Raw genomic sequence first — 24,528 nt, forward strand, 5'->3', positions numbered from 1 at the left:
GTTCTGCACCCCGCTACTGAGCCTGCAAAAACGCAGCAACCGCTTTCGCTTGGTCGTCCGACAGCGTGTGTGCAACGGCGCTCATCACGGGAGCGTTGGCGCGCGTGCCGTTCTTGAACACCGCAATCTGCCGTAAGAGATAGGCGTCATGCTGGCCCGCCAGCCTCGGGAACGTTGCGTTGCCCTGCGCTTGCGCCCCATGGCACGACGCGCATGCTGGTACGCCTTCCGCAGGCAGGCCGTGCTCGAAAATCTCTTTGCCGCGCGCCATCAGTGCCGGGTCACCCGCAGGGCCGGCAGGTGCAGTCTGCCGCGCATAGTATTCGGCCAGGGACGCAATGGTTGCGTCGTCCAGCTGCGATGCAATACCCCACATGAAGGCCTGTGCATCGGTCTCACCGCGGCCACGGGTGCGGAAGCCTTTCAACTGCGCTTCCAGGTACTGCGGTACCTGTGCGTCCAGGCGCGGAAACATCGGCGCTTCGCTCTTGCCGTGCACCCCATGGCACGAAGAACACAACTGCGCGGCAAGCTTCTCGCCATCTTGCGCGCCCGCCATGTTCGACCAGCCGATCATCGCCAACGCTGCCAGCGCGGTCAGCCAGACTCGCCTGGGCTGATGGAATCCTTTCATGGCGTTCTCCCCCCCTCGCATCTTCGCGCGTGACCTACGGCTAGAACATGAACCAGCCAAGCAGGTAAATCGTGTTGTTGTCGACCGCGTTTCTGCCGTTGCCGTCGTAATTGGCATGGGCGCCGTTGAACTTCAGGAACCACGTGTACTGCAACGCGAGCCTGATCTGCGGATGCGGTAAATAGTCCAGCTCCAGGATCACGCCTTGTGTGTCTGGTCGCCCGTTGGCACTGCCCGTCACAGGCGCTTGGGCGTACAGGCCGGGGTCTGCGTTGCCTGTTGTTGAAAAGTACGCGACCGACCCCCCGTACTTGCGCTGGTAGTAGTACGACGCTTTGGCTTTGAAGGTATCGAGATGATCGGTTGGGTTGGCCGGAGTGGGGCCCGCGCCGATGCCACCGCTCGGGAAGCTCGCCCGCCAGTTCTGTTGCTCGTGGATCCATGCCATCTGCGCCGTGAACGCATGGGTCATGGTCAAGTACTGGTACTGCGCGTCGAGCGCATAGTCTTTGAAGCGATCGGTTGGTGTGCCCGGCATGGTGTTGTCGGGGTACCGGTTGGCCAGCAACCCGAACGTGCCAAACATGACCGAATGCGAGCCCCACTCCTGGTTGTATGCCAGACGCCAGTACGGGTTCGCGCCGCTCAAGCGCGCAACGCCGCCCGGGGTTGCGGTGTCCTGCCCAGCACGGAACACGGAGAACGCCTGATCGGCAGTCCGATAGGCGCCCAGTTCTGCGTAGATATGGCGTTGCCAGAATGCGTATGCGCTGGCGCCTACCACCTGCTGCGCCAAACCACCGTCGACAAGGGTGCCTGCCAGTGGAGGCACGCCGATGCTGGGAGCGGCATAGGGATACCCGAATGCCGGCGTGCTGTTCCACACGTCAGACACCGTCGGGTTGTTGTTGACCGTGACGCCGTAGATGAACTCGACGTCCTCGCGCGTGAGGTGCCATGCGGCGCGGATATCGGTGTTGTCCAGCGCGCTGTGGTGGGCAATACCGTCGTACGTCCACTGAGCGAAGGCACCCACGGGCCCCGCAATGCGCCCCGCATAGAACAGGCTTACCTGCTGCGGAACCGTGTCTCCGTTGCGCACGAAGTCGAAGTTGTCCTGATCGATCGTCCGCGTGTTGGTGCGCGAAATCTGCACCATGCCCGAGAGCGGAATCGTCTTGTTGTTGGCCAGCGTATAGCCGGTCATCTTGAAGAAGCGGCCGAAGGGGGTCAGTTCAGGAAAGCTGACGTGGCACGCCATGCATGCCATCCCGGTCTGACGCGCGAAAGCCGGTACCGCACTGGCTTGTCCCGACCACGCCAAAAGCGCACCGATCAGCAGCCCCGCGAGCGCACGGAGCGCAGTAATGAGACGTCGCATGGTGTCCCTCCCCAATGTTTTTTTCGGTTTTTTCACCAGCACGTACGACCATGAAAGGCGCTATGGCCGCAGCTGTCAAACCTTCCGGCGGCATTCGCCTGATACGGATCAACTTATTTCGAATGCCACAAGGCACGGGCGTGCCTGCAGAGAGAGGCGGCGCAACGGTTGTACGTTTGCGCGCTCAAAGAGGGGGAGCGGCGGACCAGTCGATCAGGTCGAACAGGTCGAAGAGGATTCAGCCAGAGTCGGTTGCCGCCGAGTTACTCGGATGGCGAACCTTGCGGCGAGTAGCTTGCGAGCAGGGCCATACAGCGTTCGCGCAGGAATGCACTCAGCGCTTTGATGGCGGGTGTGAGTTGCGCACGGTGGGCGCAAATCAAATGCAGCGGCGCGGGCTCGCCATATTCCTGCGGAAAGATCTCGACCAATCGGCCGGCCTTCAAATCATCGATGAGGTCCAGTCGCGATTTATAGAGCAGGCCTTCGCCTGCGATGGCCCAGCGGCGCACCGCATCGGCATCGTCGCTGACGCGATTTCCTGTGACTGCCACGGTGCGCTCGCCGCCGGGTAGCGTGAAGCGCCAGCGTTCGTGGACTTGCTCGCTCCAGATATACCGAAGGCAGTTGTGTCGTCGCAGGTCATCCACCTTGGTCGGCGCGCCGTGTCGTTCGATGTACGACGGCGCCGCGCATAACGCACGCCGGTTGTTGTCGAGCAGTTTGATGGCCAGCAGGGAGGAATCGGGCAGCGCCCCGTAGCGCACGGCAAAGTCCAGCGGCTGGCGGATGAGGTCGGCCGCACGGTCGCTCAACTTCAGGTGCACCGATAAGCCGGGGTGCTGGTGCTGAAAATCGTCGAGCCACGGCAGCAGCAGGTTTCTTCCGAAATCGGACGGAGCAGATAGCCGCAGCGGGCCGGAGAGTGCTTCCCGGCCACCGGCCAGCGCCTGTTCGCCTTGTTCCCGCGCGCCCAGCATGACGCGCGCATGCGGCAGGTAGCGCTCTCCAGCTTCTGACAGTTGCATGCTGCGCGTGGAACGTGTGAACAGGCGGGCCTCCAGCGCCTTTTCCAGCCGCTGCACAGATGCGCTTGCCTGCGCAGGTGCGATGTTCAGTTGGCGTGCCGCCTCCGAGAAGCTGCCGGCGTCAGCCGTGTGCACGAAGATTTGCACGTCATCGAGGCGGATGATTTTCATTGAAATGCCGAAAGTGTTTGGGCGTGCCGCCCGTTTATCCGCATATCGCTGAAAGATAGCATGGCCCTCATTCACTCTCTGGAGAACGTGCATGAAAGCCATCGGTTTCTATCAGAACCACCCCATCAGCCACCCGCAGGCGCTGCAAGACATCGAGTTGCCGACGCCTGCGCTTCGCGACCACGACCTGCTGGTGGAAGTCAAAGCGGTGTCGGTCAACCCGGTCGATACCAAGATCCGGCGGGGCGGAGACATCCCAGAAGGGCAGGCGCGCATTGCCGGCTGGGATGCAGCGGGCATCGTCCGCGCTGCCGGCCCGTTGGCCACGCGCTTCAAGCCAGGTGACCGTGTCTGGTATGCCGGCGACATCACGCGGCCTGGCACCAACAGCGAACTGCATGCGGTGGACGAACGCATCGTGGGCCCCATGCCGGCATCGCTGGATTTCGCGCAAGCCGCATCGCTGCCGCTGACGGCCATCACTGCGTGGGAACTGCTGTTTGATCGTCTGCGCGTCCAGGCTGCCGACCCGACCGAGAACAACGTGCTGCTGGTGACCGGAGCTGCGGGCGGCGTCGGTTCCATCCTGACCCAACTGGCGCGCGCGCTGACGGGGATGACCGTGATCGGCACGGCCTCGCGGCCGGAAACCCGTGAATGGGTGCTGGCGCACGGCGCGCACCACGTCATCGATCACCGTCAACCGTGGGCGGCTCAATTGGCAGCGCTTGGCATTGAACACGTCACGCATGTGGCCGGGCTGAACCAGAGCGCCGCTCACGTGCCGCAGATCGCCGCTGTGCTTCGCCCCGAGGGGCAATTCGCCCTCATCGACGACCCGGTGGATCTGGACATCGGCCCGTTCAAGGGGAAATCCATTTCGATTCACTGGGAACTGATGTTCACGCGCGCCATGTTCACCACCGCCACCATCGCCCGACAACACGCCTTGCTGCGGCGTGTGGCCGAACTGGTCGATCGCGGCGATATCAAGCACACCCTGACGCAGTGCATCGATGGCATCAACGCCGCGAGCTTGATCCAGGCGCATGCGCTGGTCGAAGCCGGAAACATGATCGGCAAAGTCGTTGTCGCCAACGCCTGAACCCTGCAGACATCTGAGAAGGAGCCTCACCATGACATCCCCCATCGTCCCCACGGCAACGATCAGCCTGGAAGCCGCGCAAGCCTTGCTGGCCCAGGCGCGTCGGGCCTGTGCCGCGCGCGGGTTTGCCGCGACCATCGCCATTACCGATGCAGGAGGGCACCTGCGCGCGTTCGAGCGTGCGGACGCTGCGCCGTTCCTGACCGCTGATGTCGCCATCAACAAGGCATGGACGGCAGCATCGTTCGGCATGGCCACGCATCAATGGAACCAGTACATGGCCGAGCCTGCCGTTGCCCCGCTGGCGCACCATCCGCGGCTGATGCCGGTGGGCGGTGGCGTGCCGATCTTTTACGAAGGGCGCCTGGTGGGTGGCATCGGTATCTCCGGGGGCAGTTCTGCCCAGGACCACGAGGCCGCCGAGGAGGCATTGCGTAACGCAGGGTTTCTGTCCTGAGCTGTGAGCCGGCCTACGCGCTGCTCCTCGTCGTTTGCAACAGCGCATGGGCGGTGACAACCCGCCCAGCCGATGACCTCAACCGCGCCTTCAGTTCTTCGCTGGCTTGATGCAGTGCTGCACGCGTTGCGGGCACGCCGGCAAGCGCATTGAGCAGGCCGGGAGGGGCGCGTTTCCGCTGAGAATTGTTGAATTGCCTCGGCAGGGCCCCTTCCATAGACTCCGCCCCTGGAAAATTAAGGGGAGGCTCCTCCCTCTCCCTAGTCGTCCATGCAGTCCTAGCTCGCCTCGGCCACCCGTCCCGGCCGGGGCCTTTTTTTGTCAGACGGCATGCCGATGCGGCAACGACACGTTGCAGTACAGGGCTGCTTTCCTCGACAGCAATCAGTCTTTCTGCGCAAGCCGAGACAAGACGTCGGCGAGGGCGCGGATCTTGGACTGGGCGGCTCGTTGGGATGGATAGACGACGAAGTACGACAAGCCGTTTTTCGCCACGTCGATAAAAGGCGTGACCAACGTCCCCGCCCGCAGGCGGTCTCTCGCCATCCGCGGGTCACCTATTGCAACGCCATGCCTCGCCGCCGCAGCGGTGAGCGTCAACTCGAGGGTATCGAAAACGAGCCCACGGTCTGCGTCGATGTGAGGTGCCCCAACGCTTTCCAGCCAGCACCGCCACTCCTCACGGCTCTGTCCGGGATGGAGCAAGGTGACATGAGCAAGATCGGCCGGCGATCCAAGCGATGCGGCTATCTCGCTGGTGCACATCGGTGTGAGTTGCTCGGCAAACAATGGAACCGCATCCATACCCGCCCACTGGCCGGTTCCCCGAACGACGATGGCATCGACGTCAGGCGTAGTGAAATCCGGCGTGTCGTCGGCCGATGTGGAGATGCGCAGTTCTGTTCCAGGCAAGGCGTCATTGATGTCTGCCAGCCGCGGCAGCAACCAACGAATCGCAAACGTGGATGGCACCCGCAGAGTGACGACGGACGCTGTCTTGGCGTGGATGTCTGCGTGTTGAACCAGTTGCGTGAGGATGCTGACGGCTACGGTCAGCAGTTCGCTTCCTTCCGCCGTCAGTGTGAGTCCTGAAGCGTGGCGCACAAAAACTGCACACCGGTAGTGCGATTCCAGTTGCTGGATCTGACGGCTCACCGCGCCCTGTGTTCGACACAGATGATCTGCGGCTTTGCTGATGCTCCCGAGTTGCGCCGCGGCGACGAATGACTGGAACGCTGCCAGCGGCGGCAGTGCCCGCGTCAGATCGGCCAAGGGGTATGCATGGGCTGCATACCCGGGTTGCGGATTTTTCGATTGTTCGGACATCGGTGCATCGATATCGTGCATGCATCTAGCGCGCGACCGCACGAGCGCGCGGGGTTGTCAACGAATGACCGGAGAATGAACATGGCCTCATCGTCGGAAGCACTATACACGCGGCAGGTTCGCAACTATCTCAGGGAATTGGAGCGCGGCGATGTCGCGGCGATCTGTGCGTTGTTCACGCCCGATGCCCAGATCTTCTCGCCGTTTCTCGGGTGGATGCACCCCGCGCCGTTCTTTGCGAGGGTCGATGCGGCATCTGGTGAAAGCAAAATCACGCCAATCGACATCTGCGTCAGCACGATGGGCGCCCGACGTGCGACCGGTTACTTCATCTATGACTGGGGGCTCAAAGATGGGACGGCGGTGCGCTTTGAGTGCGTCGATGTTTTTGAATTTGACGACAATGGGCTCATTGAGCGAATGATCATCGTCTACGACACCCATCCGATTCGCAGTACGGTGGGCGACAAATATGCGTAGCCAGTCTAAGTCGTTCGGAACTGGCGGCCCCTGGCGGCCAAAGGCGGCGGGTCGATACCGTCATCGCGGTCGTTGACAACCCCCGAGCACCCGCTCGCAGCATCCAACTCTGACTAGAATGGGGGCCCGCCTACAGATGACCTCTCGAATGACGACGAAACAAAGAGTTGCCACTGCGCTGCTTGGCGCGCTCGCCTGGATCATCATCGACCAGGCGACGAAGGCCATATTCAAGCAAATATTGACGCCCGGCGAAGTCGTGTCATTACTTTCAGGAAGCCTTCTCGTTCTACCCACCTATAACCACGGCGCGTTCCTAAGCCTCGGGGCGGGAATGTCCGATGCGACTCGCAATGTCGTTTTCATCTATGGCGTTCTGGCGATTCTGGTCGGCCTGTTCGTGTGGCTGTTGCGTTCACCCAGGCTCGGCCGTACCGAAGTCATTGCGGCAGCTTGCATTCTGGGGGGAGGGCTCAGCAACCTGTTCGATCGTTGTGTCTACGATGGCCGGGTTTTTGATTTTCTGAACATAGGCATCGGGCAGTTGCGAACGGGTGTATTCAACGTCGCAGACATTGGAATCATGCTCGGCGTGGCACTCATTCTCTTCCGTGGTGTAAAGCGCGGGCCTACTCTGCCAGGGGCCTCGACGGCCTGAAGAATGCAGGCCCCCAGCGAGCCTGCTGTTCTGCTGCCCGCGAACCTGCCGTGCTACTGACGATCAACGGCGTTGATGGCTTGGAGCACCGAACGGCCGGTATCAGTCAAACGCGCGCGGCGGCGATGTCCTTCTGCCGAGCGCTCCAACATCACCAATTGCCGCTCCAGTAACGAATCCAATTCAGCGCGATTCATATCCACCTGCTCTGGTGACTGACTGACCAGCATCAAGGTGGCAAATTCGTGTGCACTCAGCATCTTTGTCTCCTAGTGACAAACAACCGTAACCAGGGGGCACGGTGCCAAATGCAGGCGCGCAAGGCACGCGCCCGCTTGCATGGCAAAACAACGGTCGGTGAGGGGATCAGCCGGCCTGCACTTCGATACGCCGCGGTTTGGCTTCATCGCGGCGTTGGATCGTCAGCTTGAGCACCCCGTCGCGCAGTTGAGCGTCGATGCGCGAGGCATCGAAGTCAGGGCTCAGCACAAAGGTGCGCGAGAAATGCGGGTGCCGAACTTCGCCGTGCTGCAGACGCAGTCCGGGTGGCGTGGGCACCATCAATTCGGCATCGACGGTGAGCGTGCCATCCTGCACGCGAACATCGAGCTTCTCGCGCGGCACGCCCGGCAGATCCGCATACAGCGTGATGCCCTGGCGGTTCTCGAAGATGTCGACGGGAGGCGCCATGTGGGTCTGTCGCGCGGCCGCCTGTTCGGCCGTCTGCTTTGCAACCGCCGCCTTACCTGGCTGCGCATGGGTCGCCAATTGGGTGGTGTCATTCATGATGTGCTCCTTCATGCTTGCGCAGGTGCGGCTTAGCCTTGCACCCTGATCTGACGCGGCTTCGATGCCTCCGACTTGCCCACGCTGATGGTCAGGCAGCCGTTGACGTACCGGGCGCTGACTTTGTCTGGGTCGACGTCCTGTGGCAGCTCAATCACACGACGGAAGGCGCCCGTGAAGCGTTCGTCGGCATACACGCGCGTCTCGTCGGTGAGCTCGAAATCGGGGCGCTTGCGCTCGCCGCTGATCGTCAGCAGCCCCTTGTCGATCGAGACATCGATCTGCGCGGGGTCGAGCCCCGGGGCGAACGCGACGATCTCTACCGAGTCATCGGTGCTGCCAATGTTGACGGGAGGAAAGGTACCGATGCGCGTTGCGCGCAGGCTGGCGGGTGCCCCCGCAAAAAGCGTGGCCATCTGCCGTTGCAGGCGATCGAATTCGCCCAGCAGATCGGTGCCAAAAAACAGATCGCTCATGGCTGGCTCCTGAAGGGCCCGCACGGAGACTGAACCGAACTACGCGCTCCAGTTCATCGATCCGTGGCGGGCCACTGACAAACAAATCGAAACACGCAGCGCGAGAACCGCGACTGCATTGACGAAACCTAAAATAGGGAAGCAGGCAGAAATTTCAAGAGGCCCATTGGGTGCTGGACGAAGAACACATGCGCAAACGCGTGCCACCTCGCCCGATCGCCGAAGGCTTGCCGGCCCCCGTCCAAGCGCTGAGCAGGTCCAGAGAGGCCCCTATTGCCCGCACATCCGGCACAGGGTAAAAATCGGTCTATTGCCCAATGTCGACCAGAAATCGCACACCCATGGACCAACCTGCCAAGCTCAATGCCGATTCCCTGGGCGTCGTTGAATCGGTAATCATGGGCATTGCCGGCACGGCACCGGCCTACAGCATTGAGATTACGACTTCCACCATCATCGGGACGGCTGGCACGCAATCGCCGGCGAGCATCCTGGTGTGCGGGCTCATCATGTTTGGCATCGCTTACGCGTTCATCAACATGAACCGCGCCCTGGCGAGTGCCGGCACCTCGTATTCGTGGGTGAGCATGGTGTTCGGGCGTGCGCTCGGCTTTCTTGCCGGCTGGGCGCTTCTGGTGTTGTGCTGCGTGTTCATGGTGTCCGCCATGATTCCGGCGGCAAATGCCACGCTGCTCATCTTTGATCGGCCCATGATGAACAACGTGCATTACGTGACGCTGATCGCTGCGGCATGGCTCACGATTGTCAGCGCGGTGGTCGTCAAGGGCATCAAGCTCACCAGCTATGTGCAGGTGCTGATGACGATCGTCGAGGGCATCATCCTGCTCGTGATCATCGTCGCGAGTTTCATCGTGTTCCCGCATACGCCAGCGCATCCGTTCTCGTGGGTCTGGTTCTGGCCTTTCGCGTTTACGCCCAAGATGTTCGCCAACGGCGCGTTGGTTGCGATCTTCTTCTTTTACGGCTGGGACGTGACGATGAACCTCAGCGAAGAGACGCGGGACGCGAACCACACCCCCGGTCGGGCCGCGTTCTGGTCGATGGTGTTCTTGATGGCGTTCTTCCTCATCTTCATCGTCATTACGCAGCTGGGCCTGTCCGATGCTGAGATCCAGCACTACAACACGAACATCATTTTCGCCATTGCGGAGAAGTTGTTTGGGCCGACCTGGGGCTACGTCGCGATCGTTGCGGTATTGCTGAGCACGGTGGGAACGGTCGAAACCCAGATGTTGCAGTTCACGCGCACGCTGTTTGCCAAAAGCCGCGACGGTGCACTCCACGCGCGCTATGCGCGTCTGCATCCGGTTTGGCGCACGCCCCACATCGCCATCTTCTTCATCTGGATCACCGGGCTCGTACTGCTGTTCATGTCGTCTTATCTGCCGACGATCAACGTCATCCTGCAGGACTCGATTACCGCCATCGGCTTCCAGATTTGCTTCTACCTGGGGCTCACCGGCCTTGCCTGCGGCTGGTATTACCGCAAGGTGCTGATGCAGGGGCCGTGGGTCGCCATCACCCATGTCATCTGGCCGGTGGCAAGCGGGCTCTTCCTGTTCTTCATCGCGCTCTACAGCATCCCGACCTTCGACTGGGTTACCAACGTCGTGGGGATGGGAGGCATTGCCATCGGCGTCATTCCGCTGCTGCTGAACCGCAAAAAGATCTGGTTGGCGCGCTCAGCCTGAGCCGGCTCTGCCAGAGCGGCCGCGACGCGTTCCGCTCGACAATCGGGGCGCCGAATGCTGTCAGCCTGCACTGACAGCGCCTGTGTATTGACCTACAGAAACAAGGGCGCGCCCGGACAAGACAATTGGCGTCCCCTGATAGCGACGGCCGGGCGCCCCTCCGATACTGAACCTGGTGGCACCCGGCTCTCGATAAAGGACATTGTCATGGACGACTATTGCACGCTGTGCGGACGGCGCGGGCATTCTGCGTCGCACTGCCCGTGGGGTTCGTATCTTCGAATCCGTCGCTGTTCTCTGGTCCTGTCGAAGGACGGCCGCCCATTTACGTTTCGAAAATTCCCCACTTGATGCGAGCCCATATGCGTTCGTGGGCAAAGTAGGCGATCGACGTATAGATATTGCTGGCGATCATGAAACCGACTGCCAGGTGAACCGTGCCAGTCAGCAGATAAAGAGTGCCGAAGTCCAGGCACATGATCACGATTCGGTACGTCGCGGCCTTGATCACAGAACGACGAGCGCTGACGGTTCGCACCATGATGTTCTCTCCTGCTTACGTGCATCGATGCCTGGTAGCGCTGATCGATGAATGCCTTCCGGTTCCGATACCGCACGGTCTCGGGGGGGGGGCGGCGCCGAACATTGCGTCGCCGCTCATGGCTGCCGCGGCAATGCCATGGATGCGCGTCGCCGGCACCAAACCGCGCGAGATGATTCCAGTCATAGTGCGCGGCAGACGGTAACGCTAGACGGCGTCCGCATTGCGCTCGTGGGGAAGCCGCGCTCGTAACCGGCGGGCTTTCTATTCGGCGGGTGGAAGCACCTTACTGACCAAGTGGTAAATCCAGTTCAACCGCTTTTCGCGGAATCGAAAGCTGGATGCGGTACCCGCCTTGTGAAAGCGGTCCCGCTGCGAAAGTCCCGCCCAGGCGGCGCACGCGGTCACGAATGCCCGCGATTCCCGATGACGGCGGACGCCCGGCGGCCGGTTCGGCTAAGCGTGTGACGACGGCTCCATCGTTGAGAATCGTCAGCTCGCAACTCGACCGGTCGCATCGGAGGTCGATCACCACCTCCGTTGCCGACGTCGCATGCCGGGCAACATTGGTCAGACCTTCTTGCACGATCCTGAACAGCGCGGTGGAGGCGGTGTCGTTGAACGCCACCCTATGCGTGTTGCAATTCAGCGCGACCCGTAGTCCGGTATGTTGTCCGAAATCGGTGACAAGCCAGTCGAGTGCGGGGAGCAGCCCCAGGTCGTCGAGCATGGTCGGCCGCAGGCCGGCGGCAAGACGACGGACCGACGCCAGCGCGTGGTCGATGGCATTGCTCATTGTCCGTGTTCTTTCGCGCGCATACGCCTGGGCTTCTGGCGTGCTGCCTTCATCGGCAAGCAGGCCGGTGATGATCATCTTCAGCGCCGTCAATTGCTGCCCGAGGTCGTCATGAAGCTCGCGCGCAATACGCTTCTTTTCTTCTTCGCGAGTGGCTTCGACGCGGGCTGCCAGCTCGCTCGCGTACTCAAGTTGCTTGAGCCGCTCTCGCTCGGTCAGGTCCCGGGTGACTTTGGCAAAGCCGATCAGGTCGCCGTCCTCATCTCGCAGAGCCGTGATCACCACGTTGGCCCAGAATCGCGAGCCGTCTTTGCGTATGCGCCACCCTTCGTCTTCCCAGCGGCCAAGCGCTGCGGCACGCTTGAGTTCTTCGCTCGGATAGTTCTGCGCAATTGCCTCGGCTGGATAGAAAACCGAGAAGTGCTGGCCGATGATTTCGTCGGCGCGATAGCCCTTGATGCGTTCAGCACCGGCATTCCAACTGGCAATGTGACCTGTCGGATCCAACAGGAAGATTGCATAGTCCTGTATCGCGTCCACCAAGGTGCGATAACGCTCCTCCACGGGCACGTGAGCGATCGGTGCATCGCTTCCCAGTCTTCGCAATCTGCCTGCGTTGGTATCCATACCAAGCCCTCATCGCAACGGGTTCGAGCGCCCAAGGCAAACCTGTTGGAAGTCGCTTCCCGTGCATCTGCATAAGAATATGCTGCCCGGCGACAGCAATCAAAGCAGGCACAGCCACTGCGATGAGGCGCCAGAAGTGCCTGGCCAAGGATTGGCTGCCCGCACGCATCGCATGCTGTTCAGCATTCGCTTTGCAATTTGTACGCAGGCGGCCTGGAGGTTGGTAGCCGCTTCCGGCTACCGCCGCTCAAACCTGAGCCATCCCGCCATCAACAAACAGCTCGATGCCATTGATAAAGCTTGCCGCATCCGAGGCAAGAAACGCGACGGCCTTGCCCACTTCGGCCGGCTCCCCCAGGCGGCCCAGCGGCACCTGAGCGGCGAGGAAGTCGAACAGCCCCTGGCGCGTTTCATCCGATGCGAGGCCGCCAAGGCCCGGCGTGCGGATGGGGCCCGGGCTCACGACATTCACGCGGATACCGCGATCCTTCAGATCCATCACCCATGAGCGGGCGAAGTTGCGCACCGCCGCCTTGCTGGCGCTGTAGACGCTGAAGTTGGCCGTGCCCTGAACGGAAACCGTGGACGACGTGAGGATGATCGATGCGCCGTCGGTCAGCAGCGGCAGTGCCTTCTGCACCGTGAACAGCACGCCGCGCACGTTGGTGCCGAAAATCCGGTCGAAATGCTCTTCGGTGATGGCGCCCAGCGGCATCATGTCGCCGCCGCCGGCATTGGCGAACAGGATGTCGAGCTTGCCGGCCACCTTGGCGATCTGGGCATAGACGGCGTCGAGGTCGGACAGCACCGACGCATCGGCCCGCAATGCGGTGGCCCCGGCGCCGATCTCTGCGACGGCGGCGTCGAGTTCAGCCTGACGGCGGCCGGTAATGAACACGCGCGCGCCTTGGGCCGCGAGTTCCTTGGCGGCGCCAAGGCCGATGCCGCTGCTGCCACCCGTGACGAGGGCGATCTTGCCTTCCAGTTGCTTGCTCATGATGTGCTCCATGTCGTGATTTCAGGTTTGGATGAATGACCTTGCGCCGGGTGGTGCCTTGCTCTGCGTGGCCCCGTCGCGTTGGGCATGGAGGCACTGTAGGGCTCGGAAACTTTTCGAAAAAGCGCTGCAAACAGAATTACTATCCACAACTGTGGATAATTGGCGGCTGCACGATCAAGCACAAAGGCACTCGAATGGATCAACTATTGGCAATGCGTTCCTTTGCACGCGTGGTGGAGGCTGGCAGCTTTACGCGCGCGGCCGATTCGCTCGACATGCCCATTGCCACGGTCAGCAAGCAGGTGCAGGAACTGGAGGCCCACCTGGGTGTGCGCCTGCTGCAGCGGACGACACGGCGCGTGACGGTGACGCCGGAAGGGCAGGATTACTACGCCAAGAGCACGCGCATCCTGCGCGACCTGGAAGACATCGACGCCTCGTTCAGCCTCGCACGCGGGCGGCCGCGCGGGTCCTTGCGCATCGATGTCGGCGGCTCGACGGCGCGCGACGTGCTCATTCCTCTGCTGCCGGAATTCGTGGCGCGCTACCCCGAGATCAGGATCGACCTGGGCGTGTCAGACCGCTCGGTAGATCTGATTGCGGACAACGTCGACTGCGTCATTCGTGGTGGCCCCTTGGACAACTCGTCCCTGGTCGCACGCCACCTGGGCAACGCGCCGCTGATCACCTGCGCCACCCCGGGATACCTCAAGCAATACGGCACGCCGGCTTATCCCGATGAACTCAAGAATGGCCACCGGCTGGTGAGCTACGTGTTCAGCCAGACGGGGCGGTCGGTTCCATTCCGCTTTGAGCGCGACGGCGAAAAGACCGAGATCAAGGTCGAGCATCGCATCGGTGTGAACGAGAGCAATGCGCATCTGGCCGCCTGCCTTGCGGGCCTGGGCATCGTGCAGACCTTTGGTTATGCGGCTGAAGCGGCGATCAACGACGGCGCTCTGGTGGAGATCCTCAAGCCGTGGCGGCCGGCGCCTTACCCGTTCCATGTCGTCTATCCGCAGACACGCCACGTCACGCACCGCCTGAGAGTGTTCATTGACTGGCTGGTGGAATCTTTTCCGGCTCGGGTGGGGCGGGGGCCGACGAAGTAACCGGCAGCATGAGCACGATTGTTTCTGTGGATAAGCACGTGAAGAACTTCAGGGACAACTGTGTTGGCTCTCCGGGGTCAGGTTGTCCACAGCAGAGGGATAACTTTGGTGTCTGCCGAGAGGGTGGGGCGCACTCTGCACGAGTCATCCACGCCACGCCACACGCTGTCCGATGGGTTGTGCATTTCGCAAGCAGTTGACGCAAAAGCGTTTTCTGCAGCTATCCACAGAAACGATCCACCGTTATCTACTACTACTATTTTTATATACAGAAGAAATAAAGAAGACAGCAAAGACGGGCTAGCCAAATGCTCATGGGCGCTTGATCTGCAGTGCTTGATCAAGAAACTCGAACATACGGCGTTCTGAGTCTTCTGTGGCCTGCGGGCTGTAGTGATAGACGACCTGATGGCCGCGCACGTCGGTCTTGCTGAAGTTGTTCAGGTGCTGGCAGTCCCAGCAGTGCGTGGTGTCGGGATAGACGTGCCACTGCACGGGCGCACCAGCGGCCTTGGCGGCCTGCAACCTGGAGACGCAGTCTGCGGCGGGGCCTTCAGTGTCGGCTTCACCCATCAGCACGAGCAGGGGGCGGTCGATGTCGGGGTTGAGGATGTCGAGCGGGGTGCCGTTGCGCAGCTTGAGACCTGAGCACACAGGGTAGAACGCGACGGCGGCTGCGAAGCGCGTGCCGTCCCCCAGGGCTTCTGCCCAGTGCTTGCTGCTCAGCCCGAGGCCCATCATCGCGCCCCAGGAATAGCCGGCGTGGGCAATGCGGGCCTTGTCGACGAAATCGAATTGACCGAGATACGCGGCGGCCTGCAGCGCATCGCGCACGCCACGCATGGGCGTCACGCCCCCTTGCGGGCCCATGCACACCGATTCAACACCGCGTGGGCCGAGGCTGTCGATCAGCAATGCCACATAGCCATGGCGTACTGCGCGGCGGGCCCATTCGAGCATGGCCTGGTTCTGCCGCTTGCCATGACCCAGGCCGCTGCACTGGTGCTGCAGCACGAGCGCCGGGAAGGGGCCATCGCCAGCGGGTTTGTAGAGCGCCATGGATGGCGTGGTGAGCATGCCGAGTTCGCTCACCTTGTCAGGAAAGGTCAGATCCGGCGCGCGCGAGGCGCCGGCGCGCAGCGTCTGCGTGTCGATCTGCGCGTGGGCCAGGAGCGGCAGGGCCAGCGCAATGGCAAGGGTGCAGCGATGGATGAGCGTCATGGCTGCCCCTTCGTTTGACGTGCGTTACGTGAGCGCGGCCGGCAGTGGCTGTTGTGCACTCATCACCATATTGCGTCCGCCTGCCTTGGCGCGGTACAGCGCGGCATCGGCGGTTTCGACCAGCGTGTCGATGGAGAGGGCGCTGTTGTCCGGCGCAGACGTGGCGCAGCCGGCGCTGACGGTCACGTAGCGCGACGGCGCGGTGGCTTCGATGCGCAGACGCAGCACGGCTTCGCGTGCGCGCTCGGCAAGGGCCTGCGCTTCGGTCGCATCGGTTTCGGGCAGGACGACGACGAATTCCTCGCCGCCATAGCGTGCGATGAAATCTGACGGTCGGCGCACCACGCCCGCCAGTGCATGGGCCACGGCTGCAAGGCATGCGTCGCCCTTGAGGTGGCCGAACGCATCGTTGTAGCGCTTGAAGTGGTCGACATCGACCATCACCAGCGAAAGCGGCTGTCCGCTGCGCAGGGCGGCGCTGATCAGGCTGTCGACACGTTCGTTGAAGTAGGTGCGGTTGTACAGGCCGGTCAGCGCATCATGCATGGACGCCTGCCGCAGCGAGACATGCGCCTCGAACAGCCGCCGGTATAGCGCGGTCACCTCCCACACCAGCACGCAGACCAGCACCCCAGGCGCGAACATGCTGAACAGGCGCGCGACATACCAGCCCACGGTAAAGCGGTCTGTGCTCAGCAGGTTGAGGGTGGTGTCGGTCAGGCAGGCCAACGCGGCAATGGCCAGCCACACGTCGAGCACCGCACGCAGGCGGCCGCTGGCCACCACGGCGAGCACCGCAATCGCGTTGATGGCCCACAGGACGACCGCCACGGGGTTGTCGCCATTGCTGGCGTGCAACGGCGGCGGCAGGTTGGTCAGTACCGCAAAGCTGCACAGCAGCACACCCACCACCACCGGCCCGCCGATCAGCAGCCAAGCCCACAGGCCGACGCGCCCGTCAGCAACGGCATCGCGCGAGAGCCGATCACGCATGAGCACCGCCAGGACCACGAAGAGCGGAAAGCCACCGTGCCAAAACACCCACATCCATGCTGCACTGGTGGGGCGGGCGCCAAACAACCCGGTGGGTGAGAACACGCCCGGGAAGGTCAGCAATTGCAGCGCCACGGCCAGCGCGGTAAAGGCATAGGCACCGCTCAGCGCGCCCAGCATCGGCTGCCGCGTCACGGTGAACTGCGCGCCCAGCAAAAACGCGGCAATGCCGGCCGTGGTGAACACCGTCAAGGCGCACATCGGCATGAACGGGTTGATCGCCGGCCATTGCAGGCCTGCACGTGGTGCGGCCACGGCCAGCGTCAACAGGATCAGCAGCGCAATCGCGCCGGCAATCATCGCTTGCTGGCGTGTGGCTCGCTGAATCAGAAAACTCTCCATCCACCCCCCGGGGTTCGAGATTGTGTGTATCCGACCTGCTTGCGTGTCGGTGTGCCTACATCATAGGCAGCGGCCGGCGGCGGGAAAAGCCTAGGCAAGGATTGGTGGCATCGCTACGGCCGGCCTAAGTCGGGTGGCCTAGGCTTATCCACAGGCCCGTTCCAAGGGAATTGAAGGGAACCTTTCGTAGTGTGGGCCGGGTCTCACGCCGTTGTTGAATCACTTGGGCCGTTGGCCGACGCTGTATGGAATCACTCAATCACACGCTGTTTCTTTGGATCAACGCGCCGGCCGACGCTTCGGCCACCACCGTCTGGCTGGCGATGGCCTTTGCCGAATACGCGATCTGGCTGGTGCCACTGACGCTCGTGGCCGCTTGGCTCTGGGGCGAGCCGACCACGCGGCGCCAGGCACTGCAGGCCGGCGTGGCTGCTGCGCTGGCATTGTTGATCAACGTTGGCTTCAGCCTGCTTTGGTATCACCCGAGGCCGTTTGCGATTGACCTGGGCACCAATCTGCTGCCGCATGCGCCGGATTCGTCGTTCCCGAGCGACCACCTGACCGCGCTGTGGACCGTAGCGTTCAGCCTGATGTGGCACGCACGCCTGCGGCGCGTGGGCGTATTGCTGGCGCTATTGGGCGTGCCGATGGCGTGGGCGCGCATCTACCTGGGTGTGCACTATCCGTTCGACATGCTGGGCGCGGCTGCTGTATCACTCTTGAGCGCATGGCTGTGCAGCGGGCGCGTGGCGCATAGGCTGTCGGAGCCGCTGCACCGTTTGGGGCTGGCGTTGCATGGTGTGTTGCTGGCTCCGTGCGTGCGGCGCGGCTGGGTGCGCAAGTAAGCGTGGGTCAGGCGTGCCGGCGCCAGGCACGCCAGAAGAGCACGAAGGACAGTATCGTCGCGCCCACGTTGTAGAGCGTCGCCAGCGCAAACGCGTGGGCGTAGTGCGCGGCGTGCGTGGCGGCGTCCATCGCCACCGCCCCATTTGCCCCGTCCACCTGGCCCAGCAGCGAGAACAGCAGCACGCCCACCACCGTTACGCCCACCGCGTTGCCGACGGCCTGCATGGTCGTGACGGTGCCGGCGCCCATGCCGGCCTGGGCCGTCTCCACGCCGCTCAGGATGGTGTTGAGCGACAGCGGAATCACCATGCCTTGCCCAAAGCCGTTGAGCATCAGGGGCAGGATCAGCCAGGCGGTGCCGGCGCCCAGTTGCGCCATTCCGGCCAGCACCACCATGCCCACCGCGAAGATCGCCACGCCCAGCAGCAAGGCGCGCTGCCCGATGCGTTCAGCCAGGCGGGGGGCTGTGAGCGAGCCGGTAAAGAACGCAATGGCCGCCGGCGTGAACACCAGCCCCGCTGCCAACGCCGACAAGCCGCGCCCGAACTGCAGCAGGATCGTCAACGCCAGGAAGTACGAGCTGATGGCTGTGTAGAACAGGAAGATCGCCAGCACGCCCAGCACAAAGCTGCGGTTGCGGAACAGCGCCATCTCAATGATGGGGACGCGGCCCGCCGCCGACAGCGCTTGCTCTACGCGCACAAAATGGCGGAACACCAGCAGTGAAGCCAGCGGCACCGCCCACGACCACCACGGCCAGCCGGACTCCCGGCCTTGCATGATCGGCACCAGCAGCATCGCCAATGCCACCGCGCCTGCCACGGCGCCATGCACGTCCAGCCGCGCCGCCACCGGCGCACGCGATTCCGCCACGAAGGCGCGCGCCGCCAAGATGGCGACAATGCCGATCGGCACGTTCACCAGAAACACCGCGCGCCAGCCTGAGACTTCCGCCGCCAGCGGATGCGCAATCAGCCAGCCGCCGATGATCTGCGAGACCGACGCCGCCACGCCCTGCACCGCGCCCATGGTGCCGAACGCGCGCCGCCGTGCGTCGCCGTCAAACAGCACGCGCAGCGAAGCCATGACCTGCGGCATCAGAATGGCTGCTCCCAGGCCTTGGCCGACACGCATGGCGATCAGCATCCACGGCGTTGTCGCCAGACCGCACAGTGCGGATGCCAGCGTGAACAGCGCCATGCCCGCCAGAAACATGCGCTTGCGCCCAAACAGGTCGCCCAGGCGGGCGCCGTTGAGCAGGAACACCGCATACGCGGCGCTGTAACCGACCATCACGAGCTGGATTTCGGCAAAACTGGTGTGCAGACCGGCACGGATGTCCGGAATCGCCACATTGACGATGAACAGGTCGAGAATCGTGACGAAGTTGCCGGTCAGCAGCGCCGCCAGCGCCGGCCAGTGCCGTTTGGCTGGCGAGGCAACGCCAGCGGCAGAAAGGGATTCCGTTGACATGGGGGATCTCGGTTTATTAATATACGGTCGTACGTATACTAGAGAGCGATTGGCCTACGTCAAGCGCCGATTGCGTTGTCCCCACTCATCGATAGGGCATTGCCATGAACGAAACCGACGGCCGCCGCCAGCGTGGCGAACGTGCGCGCGCCCAGGTGCTGGAGCACGCCACCGCCATTGCCTCCACCGACGGACTTGAGGGTCTGACTATCGGTCGCGTGGCCACGGATGCGGGCGTGGGCAAGGGCAACATCCAGGTGCTTTTCGGCGACAAGGAAACGCTGCAACTGGCCACGCTGGATGCGGGCGTCGTGCATTACCGCGAGATGGTGGTCGAGCCGGCGCTAGCGCTGGAAAGCCCGCTCGCCCGCCTGCGTGCGCTAACCGATGGCTGGTTCGACTACGTGGCCGGCGGGGCGTCGCCGGGCGGTTGCTTCGTCTGCGCGGCCAGCTACGAATACCGGGCGCGGCCGGGAGCCATCCAGGACCGTGTGCGCGGGCATCGCGAGTCGGTGCGCGCCCGTTTTCGCGAGACGATTACGGCGGCGCAGGCCGCCGGTGAATTGCGCGCCGATGTCGACGTCGATCAGCTCGTCTTCGAAATCGAATCGTTTCGCTCCAACGCCAACGTGGCGTTTCTGATGGGCGACATGGCGGTATTCGAGCGCGCGCGCCGCAGCACGCAGGTGCGCATCGATGCGGCGCTCGCCTGAGCGGACTTCCCAACACGCGACGCGCGCAAGCAACGCCCGCGCGGCGCCCCGGTCTTCCGGTGGCTCCACCTTTGGTTACACTTGTGCGCAGTCGCACAAACACACCAAACACAAGACTCGCGGGGGAACAGGCTATGAGGAGCCAAACGATTGCTGCGGCCATCGGAATCGGGGGCGCGCTGTGGCTGACGGGCTGCGCAGCGCCTTATGCGGAGCCGCCTGCCGGCGCCAACACGGCCACGGTGGATTTCGTCCGCCCGCTCACCAGCACCAATGCCACCATCCTCGCGTTTGACGACCCAAAGTATTGCGGCAACCCGCGCACTGCGCTCAAGCCGGCTGATGCGACGCGGCCGATCCGCGTGCTGGCCGGTGTGCCGACCGCGCTGGGCGCCAGCTTCATCCGTACCTCGGGCACGCTCATCTACCGCTGCGGCGTGTCGGCGACGTTCGTGCCGCAGGCGGGCAAGCAGTACAAGATGACGGCCAGCTACCCCACCAACGCCCATGTGTGTCGCGCCGGCGTGGTTGAGTCTGACGACGGCCGGTCGTGGCACGCCATCAACGCGCGCTATCGCACCTACCGCATCAACCCGTCGTGGGGCACCGGAAGCTGCCCCGGTCTGACCGACGCCGACGTCGCCTTCATGCGTGACAAGACGCGCTCCGAAGACGGCTCCACCACGCTGAGCGACCTTTCCGATCTGCTGACGCCGCAATGACCCGCCGCACCGCCTTCATGATCCGCACGTTTGTGGCCACTGCATCGGCACTGGCCGCGTTGCCGGTGGCCGCGCTGGAGCCGGCCGAAGTGTTCGCCAAGGTCGCGCCCAGCATCTGGGAGGTGCGCGTGTCCAACGCCGCCGGCCAGCCGCTGGCCATCGGCAGCGCGGTGGTGATCGGCGACGGGCTGGCCGTGACCAACTGCCACGTGCTGCGCGGCGGCAAGCAGGTCAGCCTCAAGCGCGGCAACGCCAGCTTTGGCGCACGCCTGCTGTATCCCGACGTGCAGCGCGACCTGTGCCAGCTGCGCGTTGCCGATTTCCACTATCCTGCCGTCACGATCGTGCCGAGCAGCATGCTGGTGACGGGCCAGAAGGTCTACGCAATCGGCAATCCGCTCGGGTTTGACCTGACGATCAGCGAGGGGTTGATCTCGTCGCTGCGGCATGACGAAAACGGCGAGCTCAAGGCGATCCAGACGTCGGCGGCGATCTCGCAGGGCTCCAGCGGCGGCGGCCTGTTCGACAGCAACGCGCGGCTGGTCGGCATCACGTCGCGCATGGTGTCCGCCGTCTACGGGCAGAACCTGAATTTTGCAGCGCCCGCCGAGTGGATCAACGATGTGCCCGCGCGTGCGCAAAAGGCGTTGGCTGAGCGCGCTGCCGCAGCGTCGCCGGTGGCGGCGAACACGACGCCCGTAGCGGCAACCGTGGCCGCCGCCGCGCTACAGCCGCGCAAGCCCGGTGAACTCGGGCCGAAGTCGCAAGCCGCCTTTGGCGAGTATTTGCGCAAGCCGTGGCCCAAGATCTTCGTGGCCGCCGACGGCGATCAGTTCGTCTACGAGTGGGGCCAGAACGCTGAATTCCGTGCGGTGTCGTCGTGCAAGGAGCGTTATCAGAACTGCTCCATCTATGCCCGTGATGACACGGTTGTCGAGGCCAAATAAAGACCCTCGCAACGGTTGGCATCGATTCCGCCCGGGTCAGGTCAGGGCATGAAGACATTAATATGTGACCCGTTTGGCTGTGCGGTGCCGTTCAAGCGAGCCTGCGCAGTAACTCAAAACAAGTCGACTAGGAACCCGCCAACATGAATTGGACCGCGACCCGACCGATCCGCGTGGTCGTGCTCGACGACCATGCGGTCGTCCGCCATGGTCTGGCTGCGCGCCTGAAGCAGGAGGCCGATATCGAGGTCTGCGGCCTGTTTGCGTCGGGCCGCGAAATCGTGCGGGCACTCAAGGACAACACCTTCGAGGTGGATGTCCTGCTCATGGACTATTCGCTGGGGCCCACTGAAATCGACGGGCTGAACTTGATCCGCCTGATCCGCGTGCGCTATCCGGAGTTGAAGATTCTGGTGGCCTCGGCGCATCACAACAAGGCGACGGTTGGCATGGTCATGCATGCCGGTGCGCGTGGGTTTGTCGGCAAGGAAGAGGAGCTGACGGAACTGGTGCGCGCCATTCGCACCGTGGCTACGGGCGGCAAGCGCCTGAATGCAGCGCTGGCTGCCGAGATGGAGAGCGATGCCCTTTCTACCGATGCGCCCCCGCCCACCGCGAATGGCAGCAAACTCTCTGCACTGCTCGACCGCTCCGAGCTGAGCCCGCGCGAGCGCGAAGTGCTGCGCTGCTGCCTTGACGGCATGTCGGTCACGGACATTGCCGAAAAATTTGCGCGCAGCATCAAGACTATCAGCTCGCAGAAGCAATCGGCCTATCGAAAGCTGGGTATTCGCACCGATACCGAGCTGTTCAAGATCAAGCACGAGCTTGAGGGGCAGTGAGGGCTGAGCGGCGCCCAAGCCATGCCCTGCACGCCGGCAACGCCGTCGGCTCAGATGACCGAACCGCGAACGCCTGAACAGGTCAGGCGTTATGCAGCACGCGCAGCAACAGGTTCTCCAACTGCTTGACCTCGGTCTGCGAAAACCCGCGCAGCAGGTTGTTCAGCACATCGATGATCAGCGGCCGGATTTCCGGATACAGCGCGCGGCCTTGCTCGGTGAGCGAGACCACCACCGAGCGGCGATCCGCATCACTGGGCGCGCGCTTGACGATGTTCTTCTTCTCCAGCCGATCGATCAGCCGCGTCATCGCACCCGGATCGTAGTGCAGCGCGCGAGAGAGTTCGGCCGGGGTGGTGGCCAGGTCTTCGGCCAGGTAGATGACGACCGTCCACTGCGCGGCCGTCAGGTCCAGCGATGCCAGGGCACTGTCGATGTGTGTCACCAACGCGTGTCGGACCCGATGCACGAGCCGACCGATGTTGGTATCGCGGTCCATGGTGTCAAGCTGGTAGGCGCCTTCACTGGTGCTGGTGTCGGCGGCCTCAGGTGTCTGTACGTCGATGCTCATGGTGGTGCTCCCCGTTCTGCCGGTGATCCGGCTTGTAAGGCGCGCCGCATTCCCGTAACGCTAGCGTGCTTCATTGCACACTAATCGTCGCTTGCCCAGGCCGTCAAGCCGGGATCGATACCAACGCGGATCGTCAAATCTCGTTGGATATCGCTGCAAAACGATTGCGGCTGCCAAGGGGCGGGGTGGTTCGTATCATGGTTGAAACGTGGCAGCCGACGCATGTGGCGCGGCGTGCTCGTCCTCCTCCATATTCCTTTTTTGAACGCCATGAACCTCCACCTTCAGAACAAGCTCGCGCTCGTGACCGGCTCTACCAAGGGCATCGGTCATGCCATTGCTGTAGCACTGGCCGCCGAAGGCGCCCGCGTGATCGTCAACGGACGTACCCAAGCGTCCGTTGACGACGCAATTGCACGTCTGCGAACCGAGGTGCCCGACGCCCAGGCCGAGGGCTTTGCCGGTGACCTGTCCAATCCGGCGCAGGCTGATGCGTTGGTCGCCCGATTTCCCAAGGTCGACATCCTCATCAACAACCTCGGCATTTTCGACCCCAAACCGTTTGAGGAAATCGACGACGCCGAATGGCAGCACTTCTTCAACGTGAACGTGCTGAGCGGCGCGCGCCTGTCCCGCGCGTACCTGCCCGGCATGCGTGCCCAGAACTGGGGCCGCATCGTGTTCATCAGCAGCGAGAGCGGCGTGCAGATCCCGGTGGAGATGATCCACTACGGTGTCACGAAGACTGCGCTGCTGGGCCTCTCGCGCGGGTTGGCCGAATTGACCGCCGGCACGGCCATCACCGTGAATGCCGTGCTGCCGGGGCCGACGCGTTCCGAAGGCGTGGACGAGTTTGTCGAGAAGCTCTCCGGCGGCCAGAGCTTCGAAGCGTTCGAGAAGACCTTCTTCGAGACGGCGCGGCCGACCTCGCTCATCAAGCGCTTTGCCAGCACGCAAGAGGTGGCCAACCTGGTTGCCTATGTGGCGAGCCCGCTGTCGTCGGCCACCACGGGCGCTGCGCTGCGCGTGGATGGCGGCGTGGTGAAGTCGGCGTTCTAGAACGTCAGCCCTGACGAACGCACCATTCCGGCGCGCGGCCCCGGCTTTTACGCTGGCCGTGTCGCTGGTGCATGCCGGCGGGACAAGCCGGCAGCGCGTCTGTTCGCCTGTATCGTCGAGATCGCAGACCAGCCAGATCGAGCGTGTCCTCGCCCGTGCGCTGGCGGCATTCCTTCCACATCTTCGGAGTGATTGCCATGTCCAACTGCAAAGTCTACGGAACCAAACCTGACAACGGCCCTGGTCAACTGGCGGCTCAGGCCGCACGCGATCGCGTCAACCAGGCGCACGCCGCCTGGGCCGTCACGCTCGCATACAACAGCGGCACGACAACCGCTGTCTACACTTCCGCAGTCGCCAGCGTCGACGACCTGGAAAAGGCGTTCGAAGCTGAATTTCCGCAGTACACGGTGGTCGGTTACTGAGCCGCTTGCCCTCCGCCACGTGTC

The 24,528-nt window shown here is 63.1% G+C and carries 27 protein-coding genes; 13 read left to right on the forward strand and 14 right to left on the reverse strand.

Going from position 1 to position 24,528, the window contains the following annotated elements:
• Positions 1 to 13: 13 nt before the first annotated feature.
• The 3 genes from BG83_RS0113955 to BG83_RS0113965 form a co-directional block, all read right to left on the reverse strand.
• Positions 14 to 634 (reverse strand): c-type cytochrome, encoded by a 621-nt coding sequence (locus BG83_RS0113955; RefSeq protein ID WP_024977312.1) that lies wholly within the window; start codon positions 632 to 634, stop codon positions 14 to 16.
• A gap of 40 nt (positions 635 to 674) precedes the next feature.
• Positions 675 to 2,015, reverse strand: a complete 1,341-nt coding sequence (locus BG83_RS0113960) for a hypothetical protein (RefSeq protein WP_024977313.1) — start codon at positions 2,013 to 2,015, stop codon at positions 675 to 677.
• Between the two features lie 263 nt (positions 2,016 to 2,278).
• The gene (locus BG83_RS0113965) at positions 2,279 to 3,208 is read right to left on the reverse strand and encodes a LysR family transcriptional regulator (RefSeq protein WP_024977314.1); all 930 of its coding nucleotides are present in this window, start codon (positions 3,206 to 3,208) and stop codon (positions 2,279 to 2,281) included.
• A gap of 97 nt (positions 3,209 to 3,305) precedes the next feature.
• Here BG83_RS0113965 and BG83_RS0113970 point away from each other — a divergent pair, with 97 nt between their 5' ends.
• The gene (locus tag BG83_RS0113970) at positions 3,306 to 4,319 is read left to right on the forward strand and encodes a zinc-binding alcohol dehydrogenase family protein (protein ID WP_024977315.1); all 1,014 of its coding nucleotides are present in this window, start codon (positions 3,306 to 3,308) and stop codon (positions 4,317 to 4,319) included.
• A 31-nt stretch (positions 4,320 to 4,350) separates the two neighbouring features.
• Entirely contained in the window at positions 4,351 to 4,776 is a 426-nt protein-coding gene (locus BG83_RS0113975; protein WP_024977316.1) for a GlcG/HbpS family heme-binding protein, read from the forward strand.
• A 384-nt stretch (positions 4,777 to 5,160) separates the two neighbouring features.
• Here the strand turns inward: BG83_RS0113975 and BG83_RS0113980 are convergent, their stop codons facing one another.
• Positions 5,161 to 6,102, reverse strand: a complete 942-nt coding sequence (locus BG83_RS0113980) for a LysR substrate-binding domain-containing protein (RefSeq protein ID WP_024977317.1) — start codon at positions 6,100 to 6,102, stop codon at positions 5,161 to 5,163.
• An 81-nt stretch (positions 6,103 to 6,183) separates the two neighbouring features.
• Here BG83_RS0113980 and BG83_RS0113985 point away from each other — a divergent pair, with 81 nt between their 5' ends.
• Positions 6,184 to 6,582 carry a nuclear transport factor 2 family protein gene (locus tag BG83_RS0113985; RefSeq protein ID WP_024977318.1) on the forward strand — a complete coding sequence of 133 codons (399 nt, stop codon included), beginning with the start codon at positions 6,184 to 6,186 and terminating at the stop codon, positions 6,580 to 6,582.
• A 148-nt stretch (positions 6,583 to 6,730) separates the two neighbouring features.
• Positions 6,731 to 7,240 carry a signal peptidase II gene (lspA, locus tag BG83_RS0113990; RefSeq protein WP_024977319.1) on the forward strand — a complete coding sequence of 170 codons (510 nt, stop codon included), beginning with the start codon at positions 6,731 to 6,733 and terminating at the stop codon, positions 7,238 to 7,240.
• Positions 7,241 to 7,293: 53 nt separating this feature from the next.
• On the opposite strand, the gene BG83_RS0113995 is transcribed toward lspA, so the two are convergent.
• The 3 genes from BG83_RS0113995 to BG83_RS0114005 all read right to left on the reverse strand — a co-directional run bounded on the left by BG83_RS0113995 (position 7,294) and on the right by BG83_RS0114005 (position 8,502).
• Positions 7,294 to 7,500, reverse strand: coding sequence for a hypothetical protein (locus tag BG83_RS0113995; protein ID WP_024977320.1), 207 nt, complete (start codon positions 7,498 to 7,500; stop codon positions 7,294 to 7,296).
• A 106-nt stretch (positions 7,501 to 7,606) separates the two neighbouring features.
• Entirely contained in the window at positions 7,607 to 8,026 is a 420-nt protein-coding gene (locus BG83_RS0114000) for an Hsp20/alpha crystallin family protein (RefSeq protein WP_024977321.1), read from the reverse strand.
• Positions 8,027 to 8,058: 32 nt separating this feature from the next.
• Positions 8,059 to 8,502 carry an Hsp20/alpha crystallin family protein gene (locus BG83_RS0114005; protein ID WP_024977322.1) on the reverse strand — a complete coding sequence of 148 codons (444 nt, stop codon included), beginning with the start codon at positions 8,500 to 8,502 and terminating at the stop codon, positions 8,059 to 8,061.
• Positions 8,503 to 8,843: 341 nt separating this feature from the next.
• Between BG83_RS0114005 and BG83_RS0114010 the strand changes: the two genes are divergently transcribed.
• The gene (locus BG83_RS0114010) at positions 8,844 to 10,214 is read left to right on the forward strand and encodes an APC family permease (RefSeq protein WP_024977323.1); all 1,371 of its coding nucleotides are present in this window, start codon (positions 8,844 to 8,846) and stop codon (positions 10,212 to 10,214) included.
• Between the two features lie 325 nt (positions 10,215 to 10,539).
• On the opposite strand, the gene BG83_RS0114015 is transcribed toward BG83_RS0114010, so the two are convergent.
• From BG83_RS0114015 to BG83_RS0114025, 3 genes are all read right to left on the reverse strand, one after another.
• Complete coding sequence (locus BG83_RS0114015; protein WP_024977324.1) at positions 10,540 to 10,755, reverse strand: DUF2061 domain-containing protein; 216 nt, start codon at positions 10,753 to 10,755, stop codon at positions 10,540 to 10,542.
• 286 nt (positions 10,756 to 11,041) lie between these two features.
• Positions 11,042 to 12,178: a PAS domain-containing sensor histidine kinase gene (locus tag BG83_RS0114020; RefSeq protein WP_024977325.1), complete on the reverse strand. Its 1,137-nt coding sequence runs from the start codon at positions 12,176 to 12,178 to the stop codon at positions 11,042 to 11,044.
• A 247-nt stretch (positions 12,179 to 12,425) separates the two neighbouring features.
• Entirely contained in the window at positions 12,426 to 13,175 is a 750-nt protein-coding gene (locus tag BG83_RS0114025) for an SDR family oxidoreductase (RefSeq protein WP_024977326.1), read from the reverse strand.
• A gap of 197 nt (positions 13,176 to 13,372) precedes the next feature.
• On the opposite strand from BG83_RS0114025, the gene BG83_RS0114030 reads away from it, so the two are divergent.
• A complete protein-coding gene (locus BG83_RS0114030; protein ID WP_024977327.1) occupies positions 13,373 to 14,290 on the forward strand; it encodes a LysR family transcriptional regulator in 918 nt (305 codons plus the stop codon).
• 312 nt (positions 14,291 to 14,602) lie between these two features.
• On the opposite strand, the gene BG83_RS0114035 is transcribed toward BG83_RS0114030, so the two are convergent.
• Complete coding sequence (locus tag BG83_RS0114035) at positions 14,603 to 15,511, reverse strand: dienelactone hydrolase family protein (protein WP_024977328.1); 909 nt, start codon at positions 15,509 to 15,511, stop codon at positions 14,603 to 14,605.
• Between the two features lie 24 nt (positions 15,512 to 15,535).
• Positions 15,536 to 16,906, reverse strand: coding sequence for a GGDEF domain-containing protein (locus tag BG83_RS0114040; RefSeq protein ID WP_024977329.1), 1,371 nt, complete (start codon positions 16,904 to 16,906; stop codon positions 15,536 to 15,538).
• A 245-nt stretch (positions 16,907 to 17,151) separates the two neighbouring features.
• On the opposite strand from BG83_RS0114040, the gene BG83_RS0114045 reads away from it, so the two are divergent.
• On the forward strand, positions 17,152 to 17,751 hold the full coding sequence (locus tag BG83_RS0114045; protein ID WP_024977330.1) for an undecaprenyl-diphosphatase: 600 nt from the start codon (positions 17,152 to 17,154) through the stop codon (positions 17,749 to 17,751).
• Between the two features lie 7 nt (positions 17,752 to 17,758).
• Here the strand turns inward: BG83_RS0114045 and BG83_RS0114050 are convergent, their stop codons facing one another.
• Positions 17,759 to 19,225, reverse strand: coding sequence for an MFS transporter (locus BG83_RS0114050; RefSeq protein ID WP_024977331.1), 1,467 nt, complete (start codon positions 19,223 to 19,225; stop codon positions 17,759 to 17,761).
• Positions 19,226 to 19,329: 104 nt separating this feature from the next.
• Between BG83_RS0114050 and BG83_RS0114055 the strand changes: the two genes are divergently transcribed.
• From BG83_RS0114055 to BG83_RS0114070, 4 genes are all read left to right on the forward strand, one after another.
• Entirely contained in the window at positions 19,330 to 19,938 is a 609-nt protein-coding gene (locus BG83_RS0114055) for a TetR/AcrR family transcriptional regulator (protein WP_024977332.1), read from the forward strand.
• Positions 19,939 to 20,072: 134 nt separating this feature from the next.
• Positions 20,073 to 20,660, forward strand: a complete 588-nt coding sequence (locus tag BG83_RS0114060) for a hypothetical protein (RefSeq protein WP_024977333.1) — start codon at positions 20,073 to 20,075, stop codon at positions 20,658 to 20,660.
• A gap of 17 nt (positions 20,661 to 20,677) precedes the next feature.
• Positions 20,678 to 21,607 carry a S1C family serine protease gene (locus BG83_RS0114065; protein ID WP_024977334.1) on the forward strand — a complete coding sequence of 310 codons (930 nt, stop codon included), beginning with the start codon at positions 20,678 to 20,680 and terminating at the stop codon, positions 21,605 to 21,607.
• Between the two features lie 143 nt (positions 21,608 to 21,750).
• Complete coding sequence (locus BG83_RS0114070) at positions 21,751 to 22,449, forward strand: response regulator transcription factor (protein ID WP_024977335.1); 699 nt, start codon at positions 21,751 to 21,753, stop codon at positions 22,447 to 22,449.
• Positions 22,450 to 22,531: 82 nt separating this feature from the next.
• Here BG83_RS0114070 and BG83_RS0114075 read toward each other — a convergent pair whose 3' ends face one another.
• Positions 22,532 to 23,020 carry a MarR family winged helix-turn-helix transcriptional regulator gene (locus BG83_RS0114075; RefSeq protein WP_024977336.1) on the reverse strand — a complete coding sequence of 163 codons (489 nt, stop codon included), beginning with the start codon at positions 23,018 to 23,020 and terminating at the stop codon, positions 22,532 to 22,534.
• A 270-nt stretch (positions 23,021 to 23,290) separates the two neighbouring features.
• Between BG83_RS0114075 and BG83_RS0114080 the strand changes: the two genes are divergently transcribed.
• Positions 23,291 to 24,079 (forward strand): SDR family NAD(P)-dependent oxidoreductase, encoded by a 789-nt coding sequence (locus BG83_RS0114080; RefSeq protein ID WP_024977337.1) that lies wholly within the window; start codon positions 23,291 to 23,293, stop codon positions 24,077 to 24,079.
• Positions 24,080 to 24,276: 197 nt separating this feature from the next.
• A complete protein-coding gene (locus tag BG83_RS0114085) occupies positions 24,277 to 24,504 on the forward strand; it encodes a hypothetical protein (RefSeq protein ID WP_024977338.1) in 228 nt (75 codons plus the stop codon).
• Positions 24,505 to 24,528: the final 24 nt, after the last annotated feature.

The organism is Ralstonia pickettii (assembly GCF_000607165.1).
Lineage (GTDB): Bacteria > Pseudomonadota > Gammaproteobacteria > Burkholderiales > Burkholderiaceae > Ralstonia > Ralstonia holmesii.

Coding starts and splice junctions, on each gene's coding strand:
- BG83_RS0113955 (WP_024977312.1), bottom strand. CDS start 634: ATGAAAGGATTCCATCAGCCCAGGCGAGTCTGGCTGACCGCGCTGGCA.
- BG83_RS0113960 (WP_024977313.1), bottom strand. CDS start 2,015: ATGCGACGTCTCATTACTGCGCTCCGTGCGCTCGCGGGGCTGCTGATC.
- BG83_RS0113970 (WP_024977315.1), top strand. CDS start 3,306: ATGAAAGCCATCGGTTTCTATCAGAACCACCCCATCAGCCACCCGCAG.
- BG83_RS0113975 (WP_024977316.1), top strand. CDS start 4,351: ATGACATCCCCCATCGTCCCCACGGCAACGATCAGCCTGGAAGCCGCG.
- BG83_RS0113980 (WP_024977317.1), bottom strand. CDS start 6,102: ATGTCCGAACAATCGAAAAATCCGCAACCCGGGTATGCAGCCCATGCA.
- BG83_RS0113985 (WP_024977318.1), top strand. CDS start 6,184: ATGGCCTCATCGTCGGAAGCACTATACACGCGGCAGGTTCGCAACTAT.
- lspA (WP_024977319.1), top strand. CDS start 6,731: ATGACGACGAAACAAAGAGTTGCCACTGCGCTGCTTGGCGCGCTCGCC.
- BG83_RS0113995 (WP_024977320.1), bottom strand. CDS start 7,500: ATGCTGAGTGCACACGAATTTGCCACCTTGATGCTGGTCAGTCAGTCA.
- BG83_RS0114000 (WP_024977321.1), bottom strand. CDS start 8,026: ATGAATGACACCACCCAATTGGCGACCCATGCGCAGCCAGGTAAGGCG.
- BG83_RS0114005 (WP_024977322.1), bottom strand. CDS start 8,502: ATGAGCGATCTGTTTTTTGGCACCGATCTGCTGGGCGAATTCGATCGC.
- BG83_RS0114010 (WP_024977323.1), top strand. CDS start 8,844: ATGGACCAACCTGCCAAGCTCAATGCCGATTCCCTGGGCGTCGTTGAA.
- BG83_RS0114015 (WP_024977324.1), bottom strand. CDS start 10,755: ATGGTGCGAACCGTCAGCGCTCGTCGTTCTGTGATCAAGGCCGCGACG.
- BG83_RS0114020 (WP_024977325.1), bottom strand. CDS start 12,178: ATGGATACCAACGCAGGCAGATTGCGAAGACTGGGAAGCGATGCACCG.
- BG83_RS0114025 (WP_024977326.1), bottom strand. CDS start 13,175: ATGAGCAAGCAACTGGAAGGCAAGATCGCCCTCGTCACGGGTGGCAGC.
- BG83_RS0114030 (WP_024977327.1), top strand. CDS start 13,373: ATGGATCAACTATTGGCAATGCGTTCCTTTGCACGCGTGGTGGAGGCT.
- BG83_RS0114035 (WP_024977328.1), bottom strand. CDS start 15,511: ATGACGCTCATCCATCGCTGCACCCTTGCCATTGCGCTGGCCCTGCCG.
- BG83_RS0114040 (WP_024977329.1), bottom strand. CDS start 16,906: ATGGAGAGTTTTCTGATTCAGCGAGCCACACGCCAGCAAGCGATGATT.
- BG83_RS0114045 (WP_024977330.1), top strand. CDS start 17,152: ATGGAATCACTCAATCACACGCTGTTTCTTTGGATCAACGCGCCGGCC.
- BG83_RS0114050 (WP_024977331.1), bottom strand. CDS start 19,225: ATGTCAACGGAATCCCTTTCTGCCGCTGGCGTTGCCTCGCCAGCCAAA.
- BG83_RS0114055 (WP_024977332.1), top strand. CDS start 19,330: ATGAACGAAACCGACGGCCGCCGCCAGCGTGGCGAACGTGCGCGCGCC.
- BG83_RS0114060 (WP_024977333.1), top strand. CDS start 20,073: ATGAGGAGCCAAACGATTGCTGCGGCCATCGGAATCGGGGGCGCGCTG.
- BG83_RS0114065 (WP_024977334.1), top strand. CDS start 20,678: ATGATCCGCACGTTTGTGGCCACTGCATCGGCACTGGCCGCGTTGCCG.
- BG83_RS0114070 (WP_024977335.1), top strand. CDS start 21,751: ATGAATTGGACCGCGACCCGACCGATCCGCGTGGTCGTGCTCGACGAC.
- BG83_RS0114075 (WP_024977336.1), bottom strand. CDS start 23,020: ATGAGCATCGACGTACAGACACCTGAGGCCGCCGACACCAGCACCAGT.
- BG83_RS0114080 (WP_024977337.1), top strand. CDS start 23,291: ATGAACCTCCACCTTCAGAACAAGCTCGCGCTCGTGACCGGCTCTACC.
- BG83_RS0114085 (WP_024977338.1), top strand. CDS start 24,277: ATGTCCAACTGCAAAGTCTACGGAACCAAACCTGACAACGGCCCTGGT.